Raw genomic sequence first — 16,132 nt, 5'->3', positions numbered from 1 at the left:
CGCCCGGAATTCCTTTGACCACATCCGAATTCGTGGTCGAGACTGGTCGCATGGAACCTGTCGAGTTGCGCACGGACCGGTTGGTTCTGCGCGCCATCAACGCCGCGGACGGGGCTGCGATTGTCGAAGCGTGCAATGACCCGGAGATCACGTACTACCTCCCGCTCCCAGCGCCGTACTCCCGTGAGGATGCGCGGAATTTCATGGCCAGGTCAGCGCAGGAGTGGGCAGACAACTCCCGATATGGGTTCGGGTTCTTTCTCAGGGAGACAAGCGAGCTCGTCGGTACCTGTTCGCTCAAGTCGATCACACCTGGCGTGGTGGAGGTGGGGTATTGGTCGGCTGCGCAATATCGCCGCAAGGGGCTCACTGCCGAGGCGATTCGGCGACTGTGCCAGTGGGGATTTGATGAGCTGGCCGCCCATCGCATCGAGTGGTGGGCCGTAGTCGGCAACGACGGTTCGCGGGCCGTGGCGGAAGCGGTCGGGTTCGAGATGGAGGGGCTGTTGCGCCAGCGCGCGTATCGGCGAGAGGAACCGGCTGATTGGTGGGTAGGCGGGCTGTTGTCGCGGCCCGAATGAACGGTGTTGACGCTTGGTGCGATGCTGGCTAACCTTACGCTCGGTACATCGGGTCCGGAGCGTTCGTGCTCCGTTCGCCTAACACTCGATGCTTTCAGTGATCAACAGGGTTCCGGCTCGGAACGAATCTCTTGTATACCTGGGTATTTCACGTTGGGAATACCAATGCTGCGGTAGGACTCCCGAGATAGGCCAGGCCGTCGATTGGCAGATCTGCGCCTATCCCGCTGAGAATGGCTACCTACTTGCGTCAGCGGCGGCAGTCAACTGGGACGAGGACCGCGAGATTGTTCGGTTTCCCTACGGTTGTGCAAGCTGGGATCCAACATACGGAGATCCCGCGAATGGATTGGTAATCCTCTGGGCCACGTGGCATGAGAGCCAAAGCTGGCCCCGGCTGCTTGGCGTGGTTGAGGAACTGTACGACGTGTCGGCCACCACGTATCGAGACGAGTCCGGTTGCATGAACCATCGGCCGACATCGTTTCAGTACCGACCCGTCGAGCTTGCGACGCGATGGCCCGAGGAGCCATCGGTGGGTGAGATCGGGCAGCGGGTGATCACGGGATCGGTTGTGGGGCTGCGCGTGACCGCGTTGGTCGAGCCAACCGACGGTGACATTGAGGCGCTGCGCGACGCGCGGGACCGAGGCCGACGAACGCTGTTTGTTTACGGGCCGCCGGAAGTGTTTGGCGCGGCGATTCCGTCACGGGGAGATCGAGTGACAGTCGATCTCGCAGACCCTCGGCTGAGCGTGGACGATATGCGCGGCTATGTGGGTGTTGTCACGGGCATTGCCGGGCAAGTTAGTCGTACGGTGCACTCACCAGATGGGCTCTACACCGGCTTCCTCAACATCGACCCGGAGGCAGCCCCGCCGGATGAGCTGTTCATCCAATTGCTGTGTGACAGAATGCCGAACTAACCGAATCGAGTGTGCGGTTTGTGTCGATAATCAGCGAAATGTCGACACAAACCGCACACTCGGCGGTCAACCTACGACGCGAGTGAGCGCTGAGGCTTTCCGGAGTATTCGCTCAACGGCCGGATCAGGGCGTTCGCCGCTGCCTGCTCCATGATGTGTGCGGTCCAGCCGGTGATCCGACTCATCACGAAAATCGGTGTAAAGCAGGGGATGTCGAATCCCATGAGGTAGTAGGCTGGCCCGGTGGGGAAGTCCAGATTGGGCTTGATACCGGTGGCCGCGTCCATCTCGGACTCGAGCACCTTGTAGATCTCGAGCCACTGACGACCATCACGAACCCGTGCCACGTCCTCCAGGGCGGCACGCATCGTCGGCACCCGAGAATCGCCGTTCTTGTACACGCGATGCCCGAAACCCATGACCTTCTCTTTGCGGGCCCGCTTGCCCTGCAACCATTCTGCGGCCTTGGCGGCATCCCCGATCTCGATCATGTCGTGCATGACGGCCTCGTTGGCACCGCCGTGCAGGGAGCCCTTGAGCGCGCCGATGGCGGCGGTGACCGCACTGTAGATATCGGATTGTGTCGAGGTCACCACGCGGGCGGCGAAGGTCGAGGCGTTGAAGCTGTGCTCGGCGTACAGGATCATCGATTGTTCGAACGCCGTGACGATCACCGGGTCCGGAACCTCGCCGGAGCACATCCGCAGGAAGTTGGCGGAGTAGCCGAGGTGGCTGTGGGGCTGAATGGGGTCGAGCCCACGGCGGCGGCGCATGTCAGCCGCGACAATCGTCGGCAGCACCGCGAACATGCGAAGTGACTTGGCGTAATTGGCTTCCGGGGTGCTGTCGTCCTCGGAAGGATCCTCGGCACCCAGAACACTGATCGCGGTGCGCACGACGTCCATCGGGTGGCAGGTCTCCGGCAACTTGGCCAGCAGGGACATCAGGGAGCGGTCCAGGCGGCGCTGCGCGCGCTCGCGTTGGTTGAACAGCGCGAGCTCGCCCTCATTCGGCAGCTCGCCGTGCCACAGCAGATAGGCGACCTGCTCAAAGCTGCACCGGGCGGCCAGGTCCTGGACCGGATATCCGCGGTAGGTGAGCGAGTTGGTCTCGGGCACCACCTTGGAGATGGCGGTGGTGTCCACCACGACGCCGGCAAGTCCCTTGTGAATGGTCGGGGTCGCGGTGGTCATCGGGCTCCTCCTCCATTGAGGCTGAAATTGAAGATCTCGGTGTCGAACTGGTTGTATTCGGAGTAGCGGAGCAGCTCGTACAGGCGACTGCGATGCTGCATTTGGTCCAGCAGGCCCGACTGTGTTCCCGCCGAATCGATTTCACGAAGACCTTGCTCCACTGCGAACATCGCCAGCCGCAGGGTCGTGACGGGATAGATGAGGACGTTGTACCCGACCTCGCGGAGCTGGCCTGCCGTCACGAGTTCAGACTTTCCGAATTCGGTCATGTTGGCGAGCAGGGGAACATCGACCGCGGCACGGAACTTCTCGAATTCGCCGATATCGCTGAGTGCCTCGGTGAAGATGAGATCCGCGCCCGCATCGGCATAGGCCTTTGCGCGGTCGATTGCCGCGGGCAACCCCTCGATGCCCGCCGCGTCGGTGCGGGCGCAGATCACGAAATTGGGGTCGCGCCGGGCGGAAACCGCCGCACGGAGCCGCCGAACCATCTCCGCGGTCTCGACGACGGCCTTGCCGTCAAGATGCCCGCACCGCTTGGGATTCACCTGATCCTCGAAATGGCAGCCGGACAGCCCGGCATCTTCGAGCACGGTCACCGTACGAGCAGCACTCATCGGTTCGCCGAAGCCGGTGTCCGCGTCGATCAGCGTCGGCAGGTCGGTGACCGAGGCAATCTGTCGGCCGCGGGCCGAGACCTCGGTGAGTGTTGTCAGACCGATATCGGGGAGCCCTAGATCGGCAGACAGCACCGCGCCCGAGACGTAGACGCCCTCGAACCCGATTTCCTGAATCAGCTTGGCCACCAGCGGCGAGAACGCTCCGGGTAGGCGCAGCAGGTCCCCCGAGGCCAAGCCTTCCCGGAACGCGGCGCGCTTGGCGGCCGCATCCGTGGCGGAGGCAAGAAGTGAGGTCACTTAAAGATCCCCTCGGGAGTCGTGGGCGCCTTGTCGAGGACAACGGCATCCACGAGCGGATTGAGCGCACCCAGTGAGCCCGCCTTCAGATCGGCCAATCCCTGTGCTACGGAAAGGAATCGATTCTGCTCATGCTGTTCGATAACGCCGTCGGACAACACCGTGAACTTGTTGACGTAGTTCTCCCGGGCGAAGGGGCGTGCCCCCAGCGGGTGCGCGTCGGCGATCGCCAGCTCATCGGTGATCACCTCGCCGTTCTTGAGAGTGACGACGGCCTTGCAGCCGAATGCCTTCTCGTCGGGGTTGCTCGAGTGGTAGCGACGAGTCCACTCGGGATCCTCGACGGTGCTGATCTTGTTCCAGAGGTCGATCGTCTCGGCGCGGTGTGCGCGTTCGGGTGCATACGAACGCTCGTGATGCCAGGTGCCGTCCTCCAGGGCGACGGCGAAGATGTACATGACCGAGTGGTCGAGTGTCTCGCGCGAGGCGTCGGGGTCGAACTTCTGTGGATCGTTGGATCCGGTGCCGATGACGACGTGGGTGTGGTGGCTGGTGTGCAGAACGATCGTTGCGATCTGCTCCAGGTCGCCAATGCGCTCGCGCATCCTGCGGGCCAGGTCGATGGGAGCCTGGCTCTGGTACTCGGCGGAATGCTCCTTGGTGTAGCTGTCCAGGATCGCGCGCTTCTCCTCGCCGGGACCCGGCAGCGGAACCTCGTAGACCTTCTCGGGCCCGCCGAGCAGCCAGGCGATCACGCCGTCCTCACCCTCCCAGATCGGGGACGGCGCACCCTCGCCGCGCATGGCGCGGTCCACGGCCTCGATGGCGACCTTCCCGGCCCAGGCCGGCGCGTAGGCCTTCCAGCTGGAGATGAGCCCCTTGCGGGACTGCCGGGTCGCGGTTGTCAGGTGCAGGGCCTGACCAATGGCCTGATAGATCGTCTCGGTGTCGAGCTTCAGCATGGTGCCCAGGCCGGCGGCCACCGAGGGGCCGAGGTGTGCGACATGGTCAATCTTGTGCTCGTGCAGACAGATTCCGCGGGTCAGGTTGATCTGAGTTTCGTATGCGGTGGCCAGACCCCGAATGAGATCGGTTCCGCCGATACCGAGCTGCTGGGCCACGGCCACCAACGGTGGAATGTTGTCGCCGGGGTGTGAGTAGTCGGCGGCCAGGAAGGTGTCGTGAAAATCCAGCTCGCGTACGGCGACGCCGTTGGCCCATGCCGCCCACTCGGCCGAGTAGCCACCGCTGACACCGAAGACATTGGCGCCGCGTCCACCCGAAGACACCGCGTGTGCCTGCGCCTGGCGGCGTGCGACGGTGACGGGGCGGCGGATGACCGAGGCGGCGCTGACGGCGGCGTTGTCGATGATCCGGTTGATGACCATCGCTTCGGTGTCGGCGGGAACGGCAACGGGGTCCGAAGCGACCTCGGCGATCTTCCAGGCGAGGTGTTGGTCGCGGGGGAAGTCGTCGGCGCTGCGGCGCGTGTGTACGGAGTGAACGTGCATGATCCGCACATTACGCACGCGGTTAGGAGATAGAAAGACCATGTAAATGCGTATTTCTGTATCCTTAGTCGGCATATCTTGCAAACATTGCAAATAGATATGGAGTTATCCTGACGACATGTCCAGACCGTTCGCCGGAGCGCGGTTGCGGAGGTTGCGCGAGGAGCGTGGCCTGACGCAAGCGGCGCTCGCGCGCGTTCTGGATTTGTCGACGAGCTACGTCAATCAGCTGGAGAACGACGCGCGTCCGGTGACGGTCGCGGTGCTGCTGCGGCTCACCGAACGGTTCGACCTGTCGCCGCACTACTTCTCCCCGGACTCCGATGCGCGGCTCGTCGCGGATCTTGGCGAGATATTCACCGAAGCGGCGGTGGGCGAGGTGAGTGATCTACAGCTCGAAGAGCTGGTCGCCCGAATGCCATCGGTGGGTCAGACCCTGGTGGGCATGCACCGCAGGCTGCGAGATGTCACTGCGGAGCTGGAGAGCTACCGCGCGACCGAGAACGCGGCAACGATCGGTGACTCGATACGAGAGCCGCTGCGTCCTATGCCGTTCGAAGAGGTTCGCGACTTCTTCTACGATCACAAGAATTATCTCGGTGAGCTCGATACCGCCGCCGAAGACCTATTCGAGCATTACGGGTTGCACATCGGCGGGCTCGACGCGCAGCTGGCCACGGTGTTGAAGCAAGATCATGGCATCGCGGCCACGGTGACCAAGGGTGGGGCACTTTCGGATTCGTCCAAGCGCCGGTTCGACACGGAAGCCGGGGTTCTGCGCATCGCGCATTGGCTCACGCCCGGCCAGCGCGCATTCCAAATGGCCACCCAATTGGCTCTGTTGACGCAGACCGAGACCATGGCGGCAATCCTCTCGGGTGCCGAGCAGCTGAGCCCGGAGGCCCTTGGCGTCGCCCGGATCGGTCTGGCCAACTACTTCGCCGGTGCATTCCTTTTGCCGTACAAACAGTTTCACCATGCGGCGGAGTCCAGCCGGTATGACGTCGACATCCTGGCACGGCAGTTCGAGGTCGGACACGAGACCGTCTGTCACCGGTTGTCCACCCTGCAGCGTCCCTCCATGCGTGGGGTTCCGTTCATCCTGGTGCGCACCGATCGCGCGGGAAATATCTCGAAACGTCAATCCGCCACGGCATTTCACTTCTCCAGGGTGGGTGGAAACTGCCCCCTGTGGGTCGTGCACGAGGCGTTTTCGAACCCCGGGCAGTTTGTGACCCAGGTCGCGGAGATGCCCGATGGCCGTACGTACTTTTGGGTCGCGCGCACCAGTAGCACGTCAACAGGTGGATTCCTCAGCACGCCGAAGTCGTTCGCGATCGGGCTCGGATGCGATATCGCCCACGCACATCGCCTGGTGTACTCGACAGGAATCGCGATCGACGATCCGGCAACCGCCGTGCCGATTGGTCCGGGCTGCAAGGTGTGCGTGCGCGAATCCTGCGCACAGCGTGCGTTTCCCTACATTGGCCGCAGTGTCCACGTCGACGAGGACGCCAGCAGCCGCCTGCCCTACACCTGATCGGCGTGCCGCAGCACGGTGGGTGCGGCGGCGATCAATGCGACCAACTGAATCACACCGACCACCGCGATGAGCATGGGAATGGACACCTCATAGAGGTAACCCGTGAGCGTCCCGCCGATCGCGGTTGCCGTGCCGAGCACGGCCGCATAAACCCCGTACGCGGTGGCCCGACGCGGCGGCGGCACGAGGTCCGCGACCACAGCACGCAGGGTGGATTCCTGAATCCCGACGGCGGTGCCCCACAGCAGTGCACCGAGCACGATGCCCACCAAGGAGTCCGTGAATGCCAGCATCGGTACGGCGGCGCCGACAATGGGCAGAACCACAAGGGTTTTCGGTCCTATCCGGTCGTACGTCCAGCCGGAGAACAGGGCAGCGACGGCGGCGGCGGCCATCGCGACGGCGTATACCAACGGCACTGCGGCGGGTACGAGGACGCCCCGGTCGATCATGTGAAATGACAGCACACCAAAGGTTGCGAATCCGGACACGGTGATCCCGGAGAATCCCGCATACCGCCAAAATCTCATCGGCAGTTGGAGTTTCTGGCGCACGGCCGGTGTGTCAGGTGTGTCCGCAGTGTCTTCATACCGTTCGGGATGGGGTACCCGCCGGCGAAGCCAGAACAGCAGGGCCAGCGCAACGGCTCCCGGAATCGCCAGGACGGCGAATGTCGGCAGGTAGTTCCCCTGGGTGAGTGCGAGCATGCCGGCCACCACCAATGGACCGGTGATTGCGCCGACCTGGTCCATGGCCTCATGTACCGCGAAACCCTTGCCGCGGCCAGTGACTGAGGTGGCGTGCGAGAGCAAGGTGTCCTTGGCGGGGCTGCGTACCGCCTTGCCCACACGTTCGGCGATTACCAAAGTGGCGGCAACCCAGAGCACGCTGGCCAGACCCAGGAACGGGACCGTGGCCACCGTGAGCGCGTAACCGGCGATGGTCCAGCTCCAGAACATGCGGGTGCGGTCGGTGAGGGGGCCCGACACCAGGCGCAGCGCCAGCGCCGCGGCCTCGCCGATTCCGGTCACCACGCCCACGACGAGAGCGGTTGCCCCGAGTGACGCCAGGAGCGGCCCCGTGATCGAGCGCGCGCCCTCGTAGACGATATCGGCGAACATGCTGATGACGCCAAAAGTGGTGACGAATCGCCAAGCCGAAAGACGTTGTGGCACAGCTGGTGAATTTAGTCGATCCACCGTCTTACCTGCTCGGCGATCCATACGCCGTCGTCGAGGGGAAGGTCGTGCCCGGCGGAAGTATGCACCGCCAAGGGGGCGCCGAATGTGTTGGCGATCGTGCCCGACGCAGAGGAACTCACGAGCCGATCATTGGCGGAGGTCAGCACCAACAGCGGGGTATCGATGCGTTTCGGTATCCGGAAGGCGATGGCCGCAGTGATCTGGCGGGCGATGCTGGCGCTGGAGGGGCGCTGTGTCTGCAGGTACCCGGCCCACCGCCGGGACAGTGCCTCGAGATCGAGGTCGGGGTTGTTGGCGGTCTGCGCCAGGATCGCGCGCTCGCGCGGCACGTCGGCACGGAACCGTCCGAGCACCAGGTTGGGAATCGACGACGGCAGAAACCGCTGCCACACCGGGGTCGCGGCGGTGCTCGAATTGATGATGACGGCGCGCTCGAAGTCCCCGGGATAACGCGCGCACCAGTCGAGTCCGATCATGCCGCCCAGAGATATGGAGAGCAGTGACCACGTGTCACCGCCACGGTCCAGCCGGGATCGGATGTCGTCCGTGATCGCGGAGATGCTCGCGGGCGAGGTGCGCTGGAACTCGGTGCCGAATCCTGGTGCGTCCAGGCATTCCACCTGAACACCAAGCGATTCGGCGAAGACTTGCGGGAACTGCTCCCAGTGGCGCTTCTCGCGGCTCAGGCCGCGTAGCAGCAGCCACCGGGTCATTGCTTGATGCCCACCGTGAGTCGATCGAACTCCACGAAGGGGAGAGTGAAGGGGTGGCGCACCGGTCGCTGCACCGCAACCTCGAATCCGGCGGTCTCGAACATCTGACGCATCTCGGCCTTCGACGGAACGCTTGCGGGCACGCGGTCACCGAAGATTCGGCGCAGGATCGGGGCGGAGGCGCGGTCGGGGGTGAATGTGGTGATGGCGGTGAATCCGCCGGGAGCCAGCACCCGATGGAATTCGGCGAGCGCAGCGGGCTGATCAAAGAAGTGGAACGCCGAGGTGGACACCACCGCGTCCAACGCACCGTCGTCGAACGGCAGCTTCTCGGCAGGCGCGAACTGCCAGTCGACCAGCGCCGATCGGGCCTTCGCCTGGGCGAGCATCCCTTCGGACATATCGACCCCGTGCACCCGCTCGGGTCCGAGTTCCTCCTGGATGCGTGTCGCCAGAATGCCGGTACCGCAGGCGATATCGACGACCCGCTGGGACTTGTGTTGACGTAGTAGGGCGATTATCTCGTCCTGCGCGGGTCGGTACACCCATTGTTGTAGCGGTGCCCAGTCGTATGCCTTGGCGGCACGGCCCCAGAACCGCGTCACCTGGTCGTTGAAAGCTCGCCGTTGAACCGTCGTCATGCGCACAAGGTACGCCAGCAACCAGGGGGTCGCCATACGGGTGCGGTCACTGCGCGGTGACGTTGACCCGGTCGGGATAGAAGGCCAGATGACGGGCGATCGGGGAGACCGCCGGATACGGGTCTTCGTAGGTCCAGACGGCGTCTTCGATCGTTCCCTCTGGTGTGTGCACCGAGTAATACGACGCCTCGCCCTTGTACGGGCAGTAGGTGTGGGTATCGGTGCGCTGGAGCACCTCCCAGTTCACCGCGTCGGGTGGGAGGTAGTACACGGGCGGATAGGTGGACTCCTGCAGCCGCAGCGCGTGGGTGGTGTCGGCGATGGTGACATCGCCGGACGTGACCACGACGCGGGTACCGGAGGGCGCGATGTCGATGGGGTGGTCCGGGCCGGGAACCAGATGCGGCCTGTCGGGGGAGGACATATTTCCGAGGGTAGGCTTCCCTGGCTCCGCAGGTTTGAGCGGCTGTACCGCTTCAGTTCCTGGCCGGGGCAAGGCCCCCGGGCGCTAGGGTCTGCGACATGGCTGCGGATGCTGACCGAAGTGACCCCGACGAGCTGTTCGGTATCGACGCGTTGCTCAGCGACGAGGAACGCGCGATTCGCAACAGCGTGCGTGCGCTGGTTCAGGCGCGCGTGGTTCCCAACGTTCAGCGCTGGTACGAAGACGGTGACCTACCGGTACGCAAGCTTGCGTTGGAGCTGGGCAAGATCGGTGTGCTCGGTATGCACCTGCAGGGTTATGGATGCTCCGGAACATCCTCTCTCGCATACGGACTGGCGTGTATGGAGCTCGAGGCGGGCGACTCGGGGATCCGGTCACTGGTCAGTGTGCAGGGATCACTGGCGATGTACGCCATCTATGCCTACGGCAGTGATGCGCAGAAACAGAAGTGGCTGCCGCGGATGGCGACGGGGGAGGAGCTGGGGTGTTTCGGTCTGACCGAACCCGATTTCGGGTCCAACCCCGGCGGAATGCGCACCCATGCCCGGCGCGATGGCAGCGACTGGATCGTCAACGGCACCAAGATGTGGATCACCAACGGGTCGATCGCCGACGTCGCTGTCATCTGGGCGCAGACGGACGAGGGTGTTCGTGGATTCCTGGTATCGACCGATTCAGCGGGATTCAACGCCCAGACCATCCGGTCCAAGATGTCCTTGCGCGCGTCGGTGACCGCCGAACTCAACCTCAGCGATGTGCGGGTGCCGGAGAAGAACCGGCTACCGGAGGCGATCGGGCTCAAGGCACCGCTGTCATGCCTCAACGAGGCGCGCTTCGGCATCATCTTCGGCTCGATGGGTGCGGCGCGTGAATGCCTACGTACCGCACTCGATTACGCCCAGACCCGAGAACAGTTCGATCGCCCGATCGCTGGATTCCAGTTGACCCAGGAGAAGCTGGCCAACATGACACTCGAGTACGGCAAGGGTCTGTTGTTGGCATTGCATCTGGGCCGTCGTAAGGACGCGGACACGTTGACCACACCGCAGGTCAGCCTGGGCAAGCTCAACAACGTGCGCGAGGCCATCGAGATCGCCAGGACGGCCAGAACAATCCTTGGTGCGAACGGTATTTCGGGGGAGTACCCGGTGATGCGGCATGCCAACAACCTGGAGTCGGTGTTGACTTATGAGGGCACCAGCGAGATGCACACGCTGGTCATCGGCCAGGCACTCACCGGTATCCCGGCGTTCCGGTAGGCCAGCGCCCGAACGCCGACACGCCGCCTAGCTGCGGAATCGTGCGATACGAATCCGCAGCCAGACGGCGAGTCAGGGAAGAGAAATGGATCAGTACTTGCCGAGGGCGATTGCCACGTTGTGGCCACCGAACCCGAACGAGTTGTTGATCGCGTACTTGTAGTTGCCCTTGCGGGGCTCCTTGCTGACGATGTCGAGTTCGATCTCCGGATCAGGCGTCTCATAGTTGAGGGTGGGCGGAATGATGCCCTCCTGCAACGACTTCACTGTGATGACGGCTTCGACGGCACCGACCGCACCCACCGAGTGCCCGAGGGCGCCCTTGGGTGCGTAGACCGCGGCGTGGTGCAGGTTCGAGTTATGGATGGCCTTGCCCTCGGCGACATCGCCCACGCTTGTTGCGGTGGCATGGGCGTTGACGTGGTCGATGTCCTTGGCGTCCAGTCCGGCGGTCTCCAGGGCCCGGTTCATTGCCTTGGCGGCGCCGATGCCGTCCGGATGCGGTGCCACGACGTGGAAACCGTCCGACGTGATGCCTGCACCGAGTAGGCGAGCGTAAATCCGAGCTCCCCGCGCCTTGGCATGTTCCTCGGTCTCGATGACCATGAGTGCGGCGCCCTCGCCGAAGACGAAGCCGGTGCGATTCTTGTCGAACGGACGCGAGGCACCTGCGGGGTTGTCGTTATCGGTCGACATCACGATGCGCATGTTGGCGAACGCCGCGATCGGGACGGCCTCGATGGCCGCCTCGACACCGCCGCAGATGGCGATATCGGCATCGCCGTAGGCGATCTGACGCCACGCGTGCGCGATGCCCTCATTGCCCGACGCGCATGCCGATACGGGAGTGATGACGCCGCCACGGGCCTTGCGCTCCAGCCCGATGACGGCGGCCGCTCCGTTGGGCATGAACATCTGAACAGCCAGGGGCGAAACGACTTTCGTACCCTTGGCGCGCATATCGTCGTAGGCCTCGACCATTTTCTCGGCGCCGCCGAGACCGGTGCCGACCGACACCGCCAGACGTTCCAGGTCGACGTCGGGAGCCCCGGCGTCCTCCCAGACCTGGCGGCCCATAATCGCTGCCAAGCGCTGGACGTAGGACAGACGACGGTGCTCGATTTTCGTCATGCCTTTGTCGAAGTCGCGGACCTTGAGGTGCCCGCCGATCTTCACCGGCAGGTTGTAGTGGGCCACGAAGTCGTCTTCGAGGGTGCGGATGCCGCTCTCGCCGGCGAGCAGTCCCTTCCAGGTGCCCTCGACATCCGGTGCGATCGACGTCGTCATGGCCATGCCGGTCACGACGATGTTCGGAAAGCCGCCATTTGCGGTAGATGGTTTGGCCATTATTGACATCCCCCCGTGGACATGTACGTGGCAAGCACGTTCTATCCCCTTTCGAACTTCATCTGAGCTATCTCTTGGACCGGATTTTAGTAAGCCCTCTGCCAGCGAACTTCGCCAGGGTGGGTCATCAAACGGATTCGATGATGAACCTTATGCCAGATCCGGGTAGGAACTGCATAAATTGACCAAGTGTGTCTGGGCGGTTGACGTTCTGCAGCACAGCCTATCCAAAGTGGCGGGCAAATGAATGAATGGTGCGGTCACCTGCGCCCGAACAGGCCGAATGTGACCCGCGGCACAATGCCGGCCACCGATGGAGATCGGTAGCATTGCTCACTATTGGGTCTAGTTTGCCGTGAGAGGAGCCACATGCGGGTCGACGGGGACAGCTGGGACATCACTTCCAGCGTGGGCGCGACCGCTCTCGGGGTGGCGGCCGCTCGCGCTACCGAGACACTGCGTGCCGACGCGCTCATCAACGATCCGTTCGCTCAGATACTGGTCGACGCGACCGGTAAATCGACGGGCTGGGAGCGGTTGGTGACCGGCGACATCGAATGGCCCGATCCCGAGGCGGGCCGGATCTACGGCCGGATGGTCGACTACCAGGCCACGCGCACCAATTTCTTCGACGCCTACTTTCTGGCGGCGACCGCGGCGGGCGTCCGGCAGATCGTCATCCTGGCTTCGGGGCTGGACTCCCGCGCGTACCGGCTCGACTGGCCTGCCGACACCACCGTGTTCGAGATCGACCAACCCCAGGTTCTGGAATTCAAGGCCTCCGTGCTTGCCGCCCATCAACCGAAGGCGCAACGACGCGGCGTGGCCATCGATCTGCGCGAGGACTGGCCGGCCGCGCTGCGTGCGGCCGGATTCGATTCCGGGCAACCCACCGCGTGGCTTGCCGAAGGCTTGCTGCCGTATTTGCCCGCCGACGCTCAGGACAGTCTGTTCGTGAACATCGGTGTATTGAGCGCCCCGGGCAGCCACATTGCCGTGGAGGGATACGAGGGCAAGCTGATCCTGGATGAGAGCGAGGAGGAGGCGGCCCGCCGGGAGCAGGTGCGTGCCGCGTTCAAGACCGCCATCGATGTCGATGTCACGATCGAGAACTTGATCTACGAGGACGAGAACCGGGCCGACCCGGCGGAATGGCTTGGGGCACACGGATGGTCGGTGACCAAGACTGATGCGCACGACGAGATGGCGCGGCTGGGCAGGCCGGTGCCCGAGGATGCTGAGCAGGGAACATTCCGCGGCCAGCTGATCCAGGGAGAACTGCGGTGACCGACGCGACCACCGCCCGGTCCGATGATGACAGCTGGGACATCGCGAGCAGTGTGGGAGCCACCGCGGTCATGGTGGCCGCGGCGCGAGCGGCCGAAACCCGTAGTGACACGCCGCTCATCAAGGATCCGTTCGCGCAGCTCCTCGTCGAACGTGCGGGTGCCGGGTCCTGGTCAGTGATCGCGAGCGATGAGCTGCGCCAGCAGCTCGCCGAGCTCGACCCCGAAGCCGACCGCATCATGCAGTACGCGGTGGATTACCAGGCGGTCCGCACTCGATTCTTCGACGGATTCTTTGAACGGGCGTCGCGCGCGGGGATCACCCAGGTGGTGATCCTGGCCGCCGGCCTGGATTCTCGTGCGTACCGACTGGACTGGCCCGCGGGTACCACCGTGTACGAAATCGATCAGCCGCTCGTGTTGCAGTACAAGCGCCAAACACTCGATGAGCACGATGTGCGTTCTGCCTGCCTTCGCCGCGAGGTGCCCGTCGATCTTCGGCAGGACTGGCCGGCGGCGCTGCAGCAGGAGGGGTTCGACGTCACATCGCCCACGGCGTGGCTGGCCGAAGGGCTGCTCATGTATCTGCCGACCGAGGCGCAGGATCGGCTCTTCGAACTGATCGTGGATCAGAGCGCTCCGGGCAGCAGGATCGCCGTCGAGGCCGTCGGACCGGACAACGCCAAGCGACACGAGTTCCGCAGCAAGATGCGCGAACATTTCGACCGGGCCCGCAAGCTGGCGGGAATGGACGGAGAGTCTCTTGACGTCGGATCGCTGATGTACCACGACGAGAACCGCACCGATGTCCCCCAATGGCTCGCCGGTCGTGGGTGGACGGTTCGGGCGATTCCGGCCGAGGTGGAGATGTCGGATGCGGGCCGCCTGGCTTACAGCGAAGAGGACTTGCGCGGGAACACCCTGATAGAGGCCGAGCTCAAGGGCTGACGGAGCTCGGCCCCCGGGGGTGCGGGGTTCTCAGGTCCCAACTGGTTGGTTACCATCGGTGATACAGCTCACTCAGCTGCCATCGCTCGTCCGGGTACGCGTACGTGACCTGCGGAGATGTGCTCATTGATGAGCGTGCCATCGAGAGGAACGGATATGACCACCGAGATCTCTACGCCCGCCGACCAGGACGCCGCGTCCGAGCCCTCACGCATTCCGGGGATCGTTCGGGGCCTGCGCGAGACCTTCGCGACGGGTAGGACTCGCGAATACGATTGGCGCAAGGCGCAGCTCGTCGGCCTGGAACGGCTCTTCACCGAGAACGAGGCCGCGATCGCCACCGCGTTGCACGAGGACCTGGGGCGCTCCTCGGCCGAAGCCTGGATCGCCGATGTTGTCGGGTCGGTCGTCGAGGTCGTCTATGCCCGCAAGAACCTCCGGCGCTGGATGCGACGCAAGCGGGTGCGGGGTCTTCCGCTGGCCCAGCAGCCCGCCAAGGCGTGGTCGGTACCTGAGCCGTACGGCACGGTGCTCGTTATCGGTGCCTGGAACTTCCCCCTGTACCTGACGCTTGGGCCTGTGGTTGGCGCGCTGGCGGCCGGCAACACCGTGGCCATCAAGCCCTCGGAGATCGCGCCCGCCTCATCGGCGTTGATGGCCAAACTCATTCCGCAGTACCTCGACCCGCACGCAGTGGCCGTCGTCGAGGGCGACGGTGCGGTGACGCAAGAACTGCTGGCGCAGGGTTTCGACAAGGCACTGTTCACCGGTGGCACCGAGATCGGCAAGCGCATCTTGGAAGGCGCCGCGCAACATCTGACGCCGGTCGCGCTGGAGTTGGGTGGCAAGTCACCCGTCTACGTGGCCGCCGATGCCAATATCGAGGTCGCCGCACGCCGCATCGGATACATGAAGGGCCTCAACTCAGGTCAGGTGTGTCTGGCTCCCGACTATGTCCTCGTCGACCCGGCGGTTCGCGATGAACTCGTCGAGAAGATCACGGCCGCGTGGGCCGAGTTCCAGGCCGACAAGGAGTCCAAGGGACTGCGCGTGGTCAACCAGCGTCAGTTCGATCGCTTGGTGGGTTACCTGGCCGCGACCGAAGGTGAGGTTGCCACTGGCGGTGCCTCCGATGCTTCCGCGCTCACCATCGAGCCGACGATCGTGGTGGATCCGAGCGCGGACGAGCCACTCATGCAGAACGAGATCTTCGGTCCGATCCTGCCGGTGCTGACCGCCGACTCTCTCGACGACGCCATCGACTTCATCAATTCTCGGCCAAAGCCGTTGGCGGCCTACGCCTTCACGGAGTCGAAGCGGATCGGCAACCGATTTATCGATGACGTACCTGCCGGTGGCACGGTGATCAATCATCTGCTCTACCACGCTGTTATCCCGAACCTGCCCTTCGGCGGTGTCGGTGCCAGCGGTATGGGCGCCTACCACGGCAAGGCCGGTTTCGATGAGTTCAGCCATCTCAAGTCGACTCTGTACAAGAGCACCAAGATGGACCTCAAGCTGCCGTATCCGCCGTACCTGGAGAAGAACCTGAAGTTGATGAAAAAGCTTATGTAATAAAGCTTTTCGTCCTCCGCATTATTCAGCAACCCAATGAAGTGCC

Annotated in this window: 15 protein-coding genes; 7 read left to right on the top strand and 8 right to left on the bottom strand. The window is 63.9% G+C overall.

Going from position 1 to position 16,132, the window contains the following annotated elements; translation table 11 throughout:
- Positions 1–50 precede the first annotated feature (50 nt).
- Both DSM43276_RS22260 and DSM43276_RS22255 read left to right on the top strand, forming a co-directional pair.
- A complete protein-coding gene (locus DSM43276_RS22260) occupies positions 51–581 on the top strand; it encodes a GNAT family N-acetyltransferase (protein ID WP_078328610.1) in 531 nt (176 codons plus the stop codon).
- Between the two features lie 88 nt (positions 582–669).
- Positions 670–1,506 carry a DUF6578 domain-containing protein gene (locus tag DSM43276_RS22255; protein WP_078328477.1) on the top strand — a complete coding sequence of 279 codons (837 nt, stop codon included), beginning with the start codon at positions 670–672 and terminating at the stop codon, positions 1,504–1,506.
- 71 nt (positions 1,507–1,577) lie between these two features.
- Here DSM43276_RS22255 and DSM43276_RS22250 read toward each other — a convergent pair whose 3' ends face one another.
- From DSM43276_RS22250 to prpD, 3 genes are read right to left on the bottom strand one after another with little or no spacing between them, the layout of a single operon-like run.
- A complete protein-coding gene (locus tag DSM43276_RS22250) occupies positions 1,578–2,699 on the bottom strand; it encodes a bifunctional 2-methylcitrate synthase/citrate synthase (protein ID WP_078328476.1) in 1,122 nt (373 codons plus the stop codon).
- Positions 2,696–3,616, bottom strand: coding sequence for a methylisocitrate lyase (gene prpB / locus DSM43276_RS22245; protein WP_136629147.1), 921 nt, complete (start codon positions 3,614–3,616; stop codon positions 2,696–2,698). Before prpB ends, DSM43276_RS22250 begins: the two co-directional genes overlap by 4 nt.
- Complete coding sequence (gene prpD / locus DSM43276_RS22240; RefSeq protein ID WP_078328609.1) at positions 3,613–5,127, bottom strand: 2-methylcitrate dehydratase PrpD; 1,515 nt, start codon at positions 5,125–5,127, stop codon at positions 3,613–3,615. Before prpD ends, prpB begins: the two co-directional genes overlap by 4 nt.
- A gap of 118 nt (positions 5,128–5,245) precedes the next feature.
- On the opposite strand from prpD, the gene DSM43276_RS22235 reads away from it, so the two are divergent.
- Positions 5,246–6,667 carry a short-chain fatty acyl-CoA regulator family protein gene (locus DSM43276_RS22235; protein WP_078328475.1) on the top strand — a complete coding sequence of 474 codons (1,422 nt, stop codon included), beginning with the start codon at positions 5,246–5,248 and terminating at the stop codon, positions 6,665–6,667.
- Here DSM43276_RS22235 and DSM43276_RS22230 read toward each other — a convergent pair.
- Genes DSM43276_RS22230 through DSM43276_RS22215 form a run of 4 tightly spaced genes read right to left on the bottom strand, consistent with a single transcriptional unit; the run spans position 6,658 to position 9,650 of the window.
- Positions 6,658–7,845 carry an MFS transporter gene (locus tag DSM43276_RS22230; protein WP_078328474.1) on the bottom strand — a complete coding sequence of 396 codons (1,188 nt, stop codon included), beginning with the start codon at positions 7,843–7,845 and terminating at the stop codon, positions 6,658–6,660. The two genes, DSM43276_RS22235 and DSM43276_RS22230, sit on opposite strands and share 10 nt — an antisense overlap.
- A gap of 11 nt (positions 7,846–7,856) precedes the next feature.
- Positions 7,857–8,585, bottom strand: a complete 729-nt coding sequence (locus DSM43276_RS22225; protein ID WP_078328473.1) for an alpha/beta fold hydrolase — start codon at positions 8,583–8,585, stop codon at positions 7,857–7,859.
- A complete protein-coding gene (locus DSM43276_RS22220) occupies positions 8,582–9,226 on the bottom strand; it encodes a class I SAM-dependent methyltransferase (RefSeq protein WP_078328608.1) in 645 nt (214 codons plus the stop codon). Before DSM43276_RS22220 ends, DSM43276_RS22225 begins: the two co-directional genes overlap by 4 nt.
- Positions 9,227–9,272: 46 nt before the next feature.
- On the bottom strand, positions 9,273–9,650 hold the full coding sequence (locus DSM43276_RS22215) for a DUF427 domain-containing protein (RefSeq protein WP_078328472.1): 378 nt from the start codon (positions 9,648–9,650) through the stop codon (positions 9,273–9,275).
- Between the two features lie 98 nt (positions 9,651–9,748).
- Between DSM43276_RS22215 and DSM43276_RS22210 the strand changes: the two genes are divergently transcribed.
- Complete coding sequence (locus DSM43276_RS22210) at positions 9,749–10,930, top strand: acyl-CoA dehydrogenase family protein (RefSeq protein ID WP_078328471.1); 1,182 nt, start codon at positions 9,749–9,751, stop codon at positions 10,928–10,930.
- Between the two features lie 90 nt (positions 10,931–11,020).
- On the opposite strand, the gene DSM43276_RS22205 is transcribed toward DSM43276_RS22210, so the two are convergent.
- Positions 11,021–12,277 (bottom strand): KasA/KasB family beta-ketoacyl-ACP synthase, encoded by a 1,257-nt coding sequence (locus tag DSM43276_RS22205; protein WP_078328470.1) that lies wholly within the window; start codon positions 12,275–12,277, stop codon positions 11,021–11,023.
- Positions 12,278–12,646: 369 nt separating this feature from the next.
- On the opposite strand from DSM43276_RS22205, the gene DSM43276_RS22200 reads away from it, so the two are divergent.
- From DSM43276_RS22200 to DSM43276_RS22190, 3 genes are all read left to right on the top strand, one after another.
- Positions 12,647–13,564, top strand: coding sequence for a class I SAM-dependent methyltransferase (locus DSM43276_RS22200; RefSeq protein ID WP_078328469.1), 918 nt, complete (start codon positions 12,647–12,649; stop codon positions 13,562–13,564).
- Positions 13,561–14,511, top strand: coding sequence for an SAM-dependent methyltransferase (locus DSM43276_RS22195; protein WP_078325824.1), 951 nt, complete (start codon positions 13,561–13,563; stop codon positions 14,509–14,511). Before DSM43276_RS22200 ends, DSM43276_RS22195 begins: the two co-directional genes overlap by 4 nt.
- 156 nt (positions 14,512–14,667) lie before the next feature.
- The gene (locus tag DSM43276_RS22190) at positions 14,668–16,086 is read left to right on the top strand and encodes an aldehyde dehydrogenase family protein (RefSeq protein WP_078325825.1); all 1,419 of its coding nucleotides are present in this window, start codon (positions 14,668–14,670) and stop codon (positions 16,084–16,086) included.
- Positions 16,087–16,132: the final 46 nt, after the last annotated feature.

Source organism: Mycobacteroides salmoniphilum, from assembly GCF_004924335.1.
In the GTDB taxonomy this organism is placed as follows: domain Bacteria; phylum Actinomycetota; class Actinomycetes; order Mycobacteriales; family Mycobacteriaceae; genus Mycobacterium; species Mycobacterium salmoniphilum.
The sequence above is the reverse complement of the archived record's forward strand: the minus strand, read 5'-3'. Positions and strand labels throughout refer to the sequence as shown.